Origin of the sequence: Acetatifactor aquisgranensis, assembly GCF_943193215.1 — a bacterium.
In the GTDB taxonomy this organism is placed as follows: Bacteria; Bacillota; Clostridia; order Lachnospirales; family Lachnospiraceae; genus Acetatifactor; species Acetatifactor aquisgranensis.
Genome location: NZ_CALPDH010000014.1, coordinates 135,297 through 147,227, shown reverse-complemented (window position 1 = coordinate 147,227; position 11,931 = coordinate 135,297). Strand labels below are relative to the sequence as shown.

The 11,931-nt window shown below is 37.3% G+C and carries 7 protein-coding genes; all 7 read right to left on the bottom strand.

Annotation, left to right across the window (positions count from 1 at the left end; all coding sequences use genetic code 11):
* Window positions 1-235: 235 nt before the first annotated feature.
* Complete coding sequence (locus NFS35_RS13840) at window positions 236-772, bottom strand: GNAT family N-acetyltransferase (protein ID WP_251207710.1); 537 nt, start codon at window positions 770-772, stop codon at window positions 236-238.
* Window positions 773-797: 25 nt separating this feature from the next.
* Entirely contained in the window at window positions 798-1,379 is a 582-nt protein-coding gene (locus tag NFS35_RS13835; protein WP_251207709.1) for a hypothetical protein, read from the bottom strand.
* Between the two features lie 9 nt (window positions 1,380-1,388).
* Complete coding sequence (locus tag NFS35_RS13830; protein WP_251207708.1) at window positions 1,389-2,318, bottom strand: Kiwa anti-phage protein KwaB-like domain-containing protein; 930 nt, start codon at window positions 2,316-2,318, stop codon at window positions 1,389-1,391.
* A 129-nt stretch (window positions 2,319-2,447) separates the two neighbouring features.
* On the bottom strand, window positions 2,448-7,769 hold the full coding sequence (locus tag NFS35_RS13825) for an ATP-binding protein (protein WP_251207707.1): 5,322 nt from the start codon (window positions 7,767-7,769) through the stop codon (window positions 2,448-2,450).
* Window positions 7,750-9,222, bottom strand: a complete 1,473-nt coding sequence (gene dptG, locus NFS35_RS13820) for a DNA phosphorothioation-dependent restriction protein DptG (RefSeq protein WP_251207706.1) — start codon at window positions 9,220-9,222, stop codon at window positions 7,750-7,752. The genes NFS35_RS13825 and dptG overlap by 20 nt, the downstream gene beginning before the upstream one ends.
* Before the next feature lies 1 nt (window position 9,223).
* On the bottom strand, window positions 9,224-11,002 hold the full coding sequence (gene dptF / locus NFS35_RS13815) for a DNA phosphorothioation-dependent restriction protein DptF (protein WP_251207705.1): 1,779 nt from the start codon (window positions 11,000-11,002) through the stop codon (window positions 9,224-9,226).
* Window positions 11,003-11,058: 56 nt separating this feature from the next.
* Window positions 11,059-11,931: a hypothetical protein gene (locus tag NFS35_RS13810; protein ID WP_251207704.1), complete on the bottom strand. Its 873-nt coding sequence runs from the start codon at window positions 11,929-11,931 to the stop codon at window positions 11,059-11,061.

The window sequence follows — 11,931 nt, the reverse complement described above, 5'->3', positions numbered from 1 at the left end:
TCAGATTTAGGGCATTTTATCTTTTGTACAAGTTATTCTTTTCTGTTGCCCTAAATCAGATGCTTTCCTTAGATATTGTACCATATTATTTATAAATTAATACCGGTTTTACGCATTTTCTCTAAAAAAGCAAGCGGTTGGAAGAACCTGCCATTCTCCACTTGCCCGCGGTGCTGCTGGCTTACCAAGGAATCGCTTATCATAAAGGGAACCTACGCCAAGATGGCCAGCGGCGTTAAGATTTTATCATAATTTTATCCTGCTGTTTCCTCCAGTCCTCTTCCAGCAGTCCGTAGAAGTACAGGTCTGCCCAGTTGCCGTGGTTATCCCTGGTCTGGCTCCGCTGTATGCCCTCGGGCCGCATTCCCAGTTTCTCCATCAGGCTGGCGGATTTTACAGCATCGATGGCTTCCGCAAAAATCTTGTGGGCTTTGCGTTCACGGAAAGCATGGTCAATCACGGCCCTACAGGCCTCAAAGGCATAGCCCTGCCGCCAGAAGCTGCGGTTAAAAATCCAGCCTATTTCATAGATGTCCTCTTCGTACTCGTTGAACAGGATATAGCCTATCATTTTATTTGTTTTTCTGTGAACCGCTGCTACAGCGCCTTTTCGGGCGATGCAGAAGGAAGAGAGGAAGCTCAGGGTCTTCCCGAGGTCGTAGGCTGGTTCACAGTTCTCCATGGTTTCTTCATCGCCGAAGATTTCGTACAGGTCGGGGGCATCCTCCGGGATGAAGCTGCGGATTGTCATTCGCGAGGTTTCTATGTGCATTTTTATTCCTCATTTTAGGAGCTTATTATGTTTGTTCTTCAGGAGCCATATATTTTGCAATATACAGATTATCATTTAGTCTTCGAAAAATAATCTCATCATTTACATTTAGCTGTTTGCGGCGGATTAATATTGTTGCCTTTTTTCCTTTCGCATCAGGCTTCCCTTTACCGCGTAAACTGCAGTTGTATAACCGATATCCAGCAAGTTCCAGGCACACATTACTGTCACACCTATAGTGCAACAGACATAGCATGGCAAGAAATACTAAGATTATCAGGAATTGAACGGCATCAAACCATAGGGTGAAATCAAAGGCCAGAAGCGGCAATACATTGGATAAAAGATACGTTGTCGTGGAAACAGTATCTTTCTCGGCAGCAACAACCATATATCTGTCCTCATCCGGACTTAACTGCATTTTCAATGTTTTTGCTGCGCTAGACACACTGGCTATCAGTACTACGGCTATCAATGCCAAGCTTATCCATTCCGTATAGGGGTTATCAGTTCCTTCAATAAGGCTTTTTGCATCAATACATATGATGCAAATCCACAATGGTGCAAATGATAAGAAAAACATGCTCATGAGAAATAAAATAGACATCCTATCACCTCATCTCCATTGCCTTGCACCCTCTACTTCCACGGGATTGTCGTTTACCGGGTCAATCATACCTTTTTTGCACAAGAATTTGACTATCCTGTTTACATTGCTGCCATCAGAGGAGTCAAATAACCCTTCTGATGTCTGTATGATTCCAAACTTTTCAGCCATTCTTTTTCTGAAGCTTCCATCGTTCTCAATCTTTTGCAACCTCTTTTCATCAAAGGCAACAAATTTCCTCGGATTATGTCCAGAAGTGGCATACTGCCTGAACATGTCTTTATCTGACACAACCCCACTAACTATAATCTCCTCAACCCTGTCGCTGCAGATAGCCCTGTATGCCCTCTCCATGTTAAAAAGCTTCTCGCCATTCATGTTAAAAAGATATGCTGTATCATCGATTATTGCAACATCGACATATCCACGCAACATCAAGTATTTGTCCTTCAATACTTTAAAGCTGTCGCCATCGTATGCAAGAGTGTGCTTTAATACCTTGAATGGGTTGATGATAGTGAACAGGCTAATGGACACTCTTGTCCCATCTATGAGGACATTCCCTCGCAGGACATAGGCATTAGCCGAGAATTCCAAGGCATTTCCTTTCATGTCCGCATTATCCATGGCATTTATCAGCTTACTGTAGGATTCGCTGATAAGTTCACTGGAATTCTCAATTTTATATATTCTGTTCTCTATGGCACTTCCATCGTAGTCGCAGACCATTTGATACTTTGAAAGGCGGCCTTTCTCCTTAGTATATGTTTGTGCCAGCTCTTCGGTGAATTGGATTATTGCTTCGGATGTCGTCACTGTAATGTCATGAGCGTTGTAGGCAGATTCACCATTTATCGCTCTGGCATTTAGCAATTGAAGAGACCATGCGGTACAACTGGGTAGGTTATCAAAGGTTTGCTTTATCTTTTGTAGTGACATTGCGTTCTCCTCTCCACGCCTTTCATGGAATTTTTAATACAAAACTATTTGCTTATAAAGTTTTAGTCATTACACCAAAACCTCTCATTTTTCCTCACCCAATATTTCGCTCACAAAATAAAGGAATACTTATATCCTTTCTTCAAACGCAGAAACTGAAACTACCACAGGCTGATTCCCTCCAAATGTCCCATTATTTTTTAGTCGTTCTCCAGCCACGATACACTGTCCTTTTTTTAGCCCTTTTACCTCTGCCGTCCAATTACTTTCACCTGTCGGATCTAACTGTCTTGCAATTTTTACGACTTCATCATCTGTAGGCTTAAAATATAGTTTAAATGCCGCCTGCGATAAACGAACAACTTCATCTTCCTTTAAAATTTTCAAGGATTGTGTTGCAAACCATGCTGACCATCCAAACTTCCTTCCTTCCGTCAATATGACTGCACTCGGGGAGCTTTTTTTATGGGACAGATTCTGCGCCTCATCTAACACAACAACAAATGGTTTATCCTTATTGCCATATTTCTTTGTATAATACCAGGCATCCCACAACATTAGTTCCGTTATAATAACCTGCATTTCCCGATTAATTCCTGTTAACTGGAAAATATTTATTTCGCTATCTGTTCCATACAGCACATCTCCCCAGTCAAAATCTGAATCATTTTCAAAAGATATAGACTGAAAAAAGGGATTCATCTTAGAAATGACCGTTTTAGCGACTTTATTGTCTTCCTGTAATTCTTCCAGTTCCGCCCTGAAATATGTCATATTCATCTTATCTCCGTGCCTGTTTATTCCGCTTAAGATAGCTGTAAACACTGCTGATGACTGCTGGTCGCCGAAATCGTAGACATGGGAAAAAATGTCCGCCAGTCTTGACGCAACATCAGCCGCTTTTTCTTTCATTATGTTCCCCCCCAAATCAATATCATGGCGGATAAAAGGATTGATTGGGACTCCCTCATAATAAAAGAATCTTTCTTTTATTTTTTGATTCATTGCATCGACAAAAGGTTTTTCCAATTGTTTTTTATTGAATCCCTCTGTATAGTCAAAAATGACTGCCCGCATATTCACTTTTGCCAGTTCGTACAGCATTGTCTGGATGCTATAGGTCTTTCCCTGCCCAGATATTCCTGTTATCAATAAATGCCTGTTAGCCAAATTTCTATTCCCAAATTCCCAGTAAATCGGTGTCCCTGTTATATCCTGTCCTATTAAAACCCGGGCATATTCTGGACTTCCATTCATTTCATCTACACTGTGCGGCGAGGATGTCTTCTCTTCAGAATCCCGCCCCGCTACTGGGTTATTAGCGATTGCAACCGACCGGGCTATGCTTTCTAATTCCTTAACTTCCTCATCTGGACCATCATAATCGTCATAATCCATTGTTTCATCATCAGGTGCATCATAATGAGATGTGTCTGTAAGGTACTCTGTCTCAACCAAGGACTGCACAGCTTCTGACAGGATTTCATCGTCAATCAGATACTCAAACATGCCCTTAAGCGGTGTCATTATTTCAGTCACATTATCTGAAACACACTTTTGATGACTCACATTATTTCTGCCCTCCATGAAATAGAATGCGAATTTTTCATCGTTCAGCTCCATTTCCAGGTCATACTTATCATTTAATAACATAACCCGAACTGGCGAATTGATTAGCTTTTCATACTGTTCCTTATCTGTCTCTGCAATTCCATAAGCTGTCATCTTTTCGACATTGGAAATTACATGCTGCATCATATAATTCCGATAAATGACCTTATCAATCCGCTTGATATCCTCATCATCTACTTTATCCACAAATGTTTGGTACAGCAGAATGGCTGTACTCCCAGTCTGTTTATGAGCTTTCTCCTTTACCTCCGCATTCACCTGCCCATGCTTCACCTCAACGGGAACATATTTCACAAAAATGTGGGAATCTGTTACTTTGATACCAGCCATCAATATATCATCGGAATTCTCGTTAGATTTCTCTATAACTCCTCTCTCAACCAATGCATTTTTGGAGAATAAACAGTTTGTCAATGTTCCTCCAATAGAACCAGTAACTCGCAAAATCTCGTCTAATGCAAGTGGGACCCAGGTATACTCCGACATCACATGCGCAAAGTACACCCTGCAAAATCTTATTGCAGATACTAAGCTTATTTTTTCATCAATCATAAGCACATTATTTTTGACGAAAGTCATGAGCCACTCACCACTATATGCATTATAGTTTCTTATGACCCCTTTTATGTCCATTTCTTTTCTATATTGAGTCAATCTGCTTTTGAGATATGCCGTTATCACATCAATATACTGTTGGGACTTCTTTGTCACCGTAATAGATGAATATCCACTTGCAGTAATATTTTTATCCGGGTAGTGAATTATAATCAAATCATCATTCTCATCTTCCTGATTGATGAAGAAATCCAAATCAATTCTAGGTTCTACAAAAACCACCCAATTAGAGGCATCATAAATTGCCTTTAGCTTTGGGGATTTCGTGTTTTGAACTGCCAAAGCAATGCTATAATCCCGAATAATCGGACTGCCCATATCACAATTGGCCAATTCGTTATAGGCAGTTACCAATTCACATAACAAAGAATCACCCAAAGCTTCCTCAATATGCTGCGCCCCAAATCCGTACTTATAAAACCCGCTTTCTCTGTCTAAAGTGGACGGAATATCCGATACCAATCCGCCAAGCATGATTCCAGACTTTGCCCTAGATATAGCATTTGTCTTGTTTGACTGGAAATCCTGCATGGCACAAAACGTAATATGAGAATAGCCAAATGTTCCCTCATCCCTGTTTGCAAAATACGATAGATTTTCGGTATACCAATCACAGAAACCATCAACCAGGTCTGCATCTTTTTTTCCAAAACTGTTTTCAGCGCGTCTTCTCATATAATCAGGCTTTGTCATTTCATCCAATTCATTTCTTCCAAGGCCTTGATAATAGTAGTTTAACTCCACTCTTAATTTTCTGAAATCACTATTCTTTCTATACAGTGCAATCAGAGCATCTATTATTTCCTGTGTATGATATATTCCGACAATATTCAGGGTAAAAGTATTGTTAGGGATATCCTCAAACAAGTAAGAAAACTTGGTATAATAATCTTTTATCTTATCATAATATGTCTTTTTATCCCCTTTTACCGCCTGTCTGGCATCGTAATAGCAGGCCCACTGAACAGGATAATTCCCTTTTATCGTCTGAAAAACTTTACCATCCCCATTCAAAATAAAAGGTAAAAGCGAACCGTATCCTAAACTTGCATAAAGTTCTTCATCAAATCTGATAATCTGCTCTTCCCTCTCATTCATTTCCATCTGGTAGGCCACGCTAAGCGGACTTAAAGGAGTAAGCCACATAAATCCGTCTGTGTCAACTACCATTCCCAGATAAAGAATATTATGAATCTCTTCCCGAAGCGTATCGCTATGTTTAAAGTCCTTTGACTCTTTCCCAATATACTTCATAATCTCGGCAATATAATCATGATAAAGCTTTTTTAATTCTTCGTCATAAGGACATAAGGAAACACAGGTGCCTCGATTCGAAAAGTATGCGCACACTGCATCATATGCAGCGATGATTTCCGCAGGAACATTACAGGGTAATGCGTTAATATTCGATAATTGGCTGGCTCCTGCATATCTTATCTTGTTTTCCACAAACTCCCGCTCAATATGAAATAATTGCTCTGTCTTATAAGATTTCCCTGCGACAGTAAACTCATCTATTTTAAATTTGTCACTCTTCTGATATATATTTGTGATGACATCATCGCTTATGAAATAGGTATTTTTGTCTATATTACATTTATTGAATAATTCATAGATTTTTAATATTCTTAGCTTTTGCCTTTCAAATCTAATTTTTGAATTTAACCGAAATTCATCATCTACTAAAAAGGCCAAGTCACACTCATCAACAATTTCATCCTCCGCAGATCGTCTGAATTTTACCATTGTATTATTGGCAGAATTAATTCGATAATCTATCTTTGATACATTTGTACAGTCAATTTCAAGTTCTGCATTTGTTCCCTCTTCTCCAAATATCAGGACATAATCAACCACTTCGAAGAGAAAAATTAAATCATTCTTTTTCTTTCGTGTCCCGACAAAAGCTTCCGGCATAAACTTGTTGTCTGTATCCATAACAATTACATCCAGACTGTATTTCTTTTTCTCCTTTCCCCCAACAATACATATTGTTCCATTATAGAAATTTGCCGGCTTATTTATACATACCTTAATGAATGTACCCCTTGCATTCGTCTCTATCTCATCGAAATCTGTCTTTTCTGAATCAACTGCTGCACGCTGCGTACATCTTATTTCTATATAAAATTTTTTCTCTTTGTCATAGCTTTTTGTAAAAAGGAAAATCGTATTAGCATCTATCTTGGAATAATATTCCGTTGACAATTCTATGCCATCAGCATCTTTTACAGTGACCTCCTCCACTTTAAATTTCTTTTGGCCAGATTTCTTTCGCTCCTCTATTTTTTCATAAGAAATATATTTATCCCATTCCTCCGCATACTTCTCATATAGCTTTTTAATCTCTGATGCCAAGCTTTCATCATATCCCGAAAGACAGCTTTCCACCTCCTGGTCTTCAATTGCTATATTGATATCCCGAAGTAGCTTGTAATTATCTTCTAACAGTTTTCCATTATTCTTTCCCAAATCCGTCATACTCATGGAAAACAGATGCAAATCATGAAAATCTTCTCTCTCCAGTGATTTGTTCTCTACAATTCTCATAATTGGAGCAAATTCTATTAGCGAGTTATCGGTTTCCAGTTTATTTTGCATTATTTTCTCCAAAGAAAACTCTAATGTTATCTTCTCATTCGTTCCATTCACATTCGATATTCTATCCTTTAAGTTCTCATATACACCATCAATACATAGGGGCAATCCCGGTTTTTGAAAATTTTCGGTGGTCTTAGATACACTGGCAATATTCTTTACGGATAAATAAAACAGAACTTTATTTTCTTTTTCGTCCACAAATTTATTTCTAATATTATTTTTGAAAGCATCCCCCAATAAGCCCCCATTTCTATCGCAATCGGGAATATATACAATGGTCTTGCTATAGTTTCCATCGTTAAATCTAACCTGCGTGGCGGAGTATTCAAGTTTTCCATCATCATTATTTATCTCATATTCCGGAAGAAGCTCAACAAGCAGACCTTGAATCCCCGATTTCTTCCTCAAATCATCTATAGCATCTGCATCAGATAAAGTTTCAGTTAATCTCTTTTCAAATTGCTGAATGCTATTTTCACTGTCAAAATAGAGTACATAGCGGCTTGTCACGATGTTATCTTTATCAGAAAAGAAAAACACCATGGTTCGAATAATATAATCATAGAGATAAATGATATTCCTATTATTGAATTTGTTTGACATACTGCGCCTCCTCGCTATCGCTTTTGCTGTCAATCAAGTTGATTTCATGCAAATATTTTATTATATACTGCTTGGACTGTCCGTCAAAATATAAGCCTCTATTTTCAAATTCGTTAAACAGGTCATTAATCTGTATTCCCAGATTAGAAATCATATTCTCAGATGACCTCTGGCATATCCGAATCATCAACAATAAGTCATTATTGGAAATCATAATCATTTTTCCCTGATTTCCCCAAGACTTTACAAATCTTATCTTTAATAGATGCTCATAATTACACCAGACATTTCTTCTGACGGTTTCCCTTGTAGGAATCCCTTGCAACTGATACTCTATACAGTCAAATAAATATTTTATCTTCGCTGTAAAATATTCTATTGTACCCACAGTTCCAAATTCTCTCGTCAATTCTGTAAAGTTAATTATTCCCCCGTTTCTGGCGCCATATGTATGGTTTACCGTGTATTCATCAATTAAAAAATCTATGGCTTCTTCCATTTCTGCTCTTATATTTGGATTATCTTCATATAATTTGTATAATTCAGAATATGTCAAAAAGGGACTGGTATTATCGTGTTCATTCAACATATTCAATAAAACTAAATGTGAAAATATTTTCTTCGTCTTCTTTTCAAGCCTTCTCCACCCCAGGGCAATACATTCTCTATCATTTGATACAGATTCTTTTCCCATCTTAAACAGTAAATGCATCCGTTCATCGCTTTCTTTATGATATAAATCCCTATCCAATCGGAGCGCAAGCTGGGACAGATAAATAAATGAAAAGTAAGATATCAAGAATGTAAGCTCCTCTGTAAATCCTTCTTGAACATACAATGCAGCTTGTATATCTCTATTTAATGTCTCAAATATCCCTTTTAACTCTTGCTCAAAAATTCTCGTATATTCCTGTCCCCCATCTTCTTTTTGTAATATGTTCAACTCGGAATATGCTCTGTTTACTATGTCATCCAAAGGATTTTCAGCTTCGTTTAACATTTTCTGCAGCTTCAACCTGGTTTCATCGTCCAGTAATACATCATATATAAACTTACCTATATCCGCCTGGGTTCCAATATCACGATATCTCAATAATGATAAAGATGACAGCTCAGAATCCCCACTATCACCCAAATATAAGTCTTCCATAATGCTTCTAAAAACAGGTTTCAATCTGTCTTCAGGAATCTTTACCTGTTTCTCAATTTCACTCATCAATTTATTATTTATATCTGGCAGCTTCTTCGTATTTATGCGCTCTTTTTGCAAGCTATGCAATAAATCTGTCACAATATCCAACTCGGTTATTTTGCTATATTGGGTAGAAGTGTCACTTCCCACCGGGCACACACTGTCACAATTTTTTGCGGTGCTCTTTGCTCGATTTCTCAAATCTTTTCCCTGCAAAAATTTTTCCTTAAATATATCCTTATCAAAAATAAAATCGCCCATATTATCGTTCCTCTTCAAAAATATATTTACCGATAAAGTTCTTCTTTATCCTATACCGATGGCCACCATCCAAATAAGAGAAAATATGGATTTCGCCATCCGCTATTGATGCAATATTTCTTACAAAAGAATCGAATTTTACTCTCGCTCTTCGGTCGAAACTGGTTGGCTGATATCCCCGGTCTACTTTCAGCATAAAGGAATATAAGTCATAATCAATGTCAATTGCAAAGATTTCCTCGCTTCTCTGCACCTTAAAGCATAATTTGACACTGTTAGAAAATTTCCAATATGCTTGTCCACTATCAATAGGAACCATTTCTCTCTCTGGCACAAACTCAAGTTCTACCACCTTATATAGACAGTATTTTTCACTATTGCCTGATATTATTACGGCATTGTCTATCTCCTTCGCTTCGTTGTTTATCAATCTCCCATTCCATCTATAAAAACACTTTATAGCCAAATCATATATATTCTCGCACTCGTCCACATTGCCTGTATTGTAGTAATATAGATATTTTATAAAATTACTGTAATCATCATCATCATCTTCTTCTTTCATAGCGCAAAATCTCAGATACAGTTTAAAAATATCCCTTTTTATCTCTTCTTTCGCTTCGCTATATTTCTTTGCCTGATTACTGCTACAGTATCTGATATCTGACTCGATTTGTGAAAATATCCCCTCTTCCTCTGTTGCAATTTGTGACAGCCACGTATCAAATGATGGTGTCAAATTCAGTCGGATAAGCTTTTCATCAATTATTTGATGTGTTGAATTTAAAATATCTTCTAAGCCTACAAACTTTAACAATCCTGTTGGATTTTCAAACATATTCCAGAATAAGTTATTATGTATAAAGTGCTTTAATCTTTCTATTGATTTTACATTGTTTTGGCATTTCTCAAAGGAGTTTCCTACAATACACTCATAAAAGAAATCGTTTATTTCACGCACAGATGGTATCAGTCCATTTTTTATTATTGCTTTCACAAGTAAGGATATCAAATAATTTTGGGCAGCGACATTTTCGGATAAAAATAGATAATTATGGTAGACAGGACAGTTTGTTTTGGTATCACAATTCTCACAAATATGTACAAAGCTTTTATAGATATCATTGTCATCTGTTTTTCCGATTATCTTTGACAATAATTCATTGACAAATTCTGTCCCCACTCCATCAGAAGACAAAGAGTATCTATGATACTCTGTAAAATCAACATGTGATATCAAAAAGCTTCCCTCTTGTCTCTCCTGTCTGTTCTTTTCAATCTCTATCTCTTTCCATGTAGGAAGATTGTCAAATAGTCTGTTGTTTTCTATATATGCAGCAAGAATCTGAAATTCACCCTGGTTCTTTTTTAAAAAGTCATTCAAAACCCCTAAGTTAATTGCGACAATAAGACGATATGGCTCTCCGTTATCAATAGAATCATCCTGAAACGGAATCAGTTTTTCTTTCAGTTTGTCATTGGCAAATAAGCCTTTTCGGTCGCTGGAGGTTGCGTCAATATACACATCAAATTCTGTTTCTTTGATTATACCATCCGCCATCATCTTTCCAATCAAATGAGACTTCCCGTCTCCAGAATTTCCGCAGACCAATATCAATGCTTTCGGATAATCGACTGCTCTTTTGACAGCCGTCTCCAGTTCATTGTCCATTTCTGTAGGAATATGCATATATCTATTAAAATCCGAAAATTCTTTGTTTGCTACAGATTCAACTGATGAACTTTTTATTTTTTCCACAACGTCAACAAACCTACACACTTTTGTTCTCCTTTACATCTGTATTTTTTCTGCTCATCAGGCACTAACCAGTACCGCTAAACTATAATTCCTTTTTGTCTTTTCAGCTTCTCAATCAGCACAATCGGATTGGATAAATAATCTCTCATGCTGCCATAATCCTGAAACAGTTCTTCTTCAAGATTATCTTTTGAGACCTCCATGTCCTGGGACATATCTTCGGCGCAAAACAATAATTCAATAGAATTCATAGTTTCCGGAACCTCCCGTTCAAATTCATACGCGAGAATTGTTCTATAAATGGATTCACTTTTCCTTTTCTCAAATCCCGGGGCAAGTAAACTGATACAATTCCTGGCAGTTGTCTCTGCATTTATTTTTTGATAGAAAACCGCCCATTTATAATAATTTAAGCTCTCTATCAATTCCTTATGTTTCTCAATAAAAGATTCCATTTGTTGGTTCAATTCAATCCATTCCTCTTTTCGCGAAAAAGAATAGAGTAATTCTTTCATATCCCCATATAAAGCCCCAACAACATATCGTTTACAGTCTTGCTTTACTTTTTTGACAAGCTTTTTCCGGCTTTTTTCACTGATCTCTGATATAGGCACATATTTTTCATAACCGCCGGATTCAAAAAAATCTAATAAATCCTGTTCTAATAGTGAAGCTTTCTTTCCTCTTGCTTTCACTTTTTGATTGATTCTATATTTCAATACAAGACTCCATGAGATACTGGTAAACCTATCAAACAAAGTATCAAATGAAATCCTGCCATTTGCTTCCTTCCTCTCCATACAGTCGATTATGGATTTTAAGAAAATAAATTTATAACTGGAATCGTTAAGAGACTTTTCCGAAAAGAGCCACCTGAATGCTTCCCACATCTGGTCTTCTGTAAGTCTTCCTTTCTTATATTCACCGTCATTTAAGTCATAATACTTCAT

What these genes read in the sequence shown, in the direction of transcription:
- NFS35_RS13840 (WP_251207710.1), bottom strand. Translation starts at nt 772, where the DNA reads ATGCACATAGAAACCTCGCGAATGACAATCCGCAGCTTCATCCCGGAG.
- NFS35_RS13835 (WP_251207709.1), bottom strand. Translation starts at nt 1,379, where the DNA reads ATGTCTATTTTATTTCTCATGAGCATGTTTTTCTTATCATTTGCACCA.
- NFS35_RS13830 (WP_251207708.1), bottom strand. Translation starts at nt 2,318, where the DNA reads ATGTCACTACAAAAGATAAAGCAAACCTTTGATAACCTACCCAGTTGT.
- NFS35_RS13825 (WP_251207707.1), bottom strand. Translation starts at nt 7,769, where the DNA reads ATGTCAAACAAATTCAATAATAGGAATATCATTTATCTCTATGATTAT.
- dptG (WP_251207706.1), bottom strand. Translation starts at nt 9,222, where the DNA reads ATGGGCGATTTTATTTTTGATAAGGATATATTTAAGGAAAAATTTTTG.
- NFS35_RS13810 (WP_251207704.1), bottom strand. Translation starts at nt 11,931, where the DNA reads ATGAAGTATTATGACTTAAATGACGGTGAATATAAGAAAGGAAGACTT.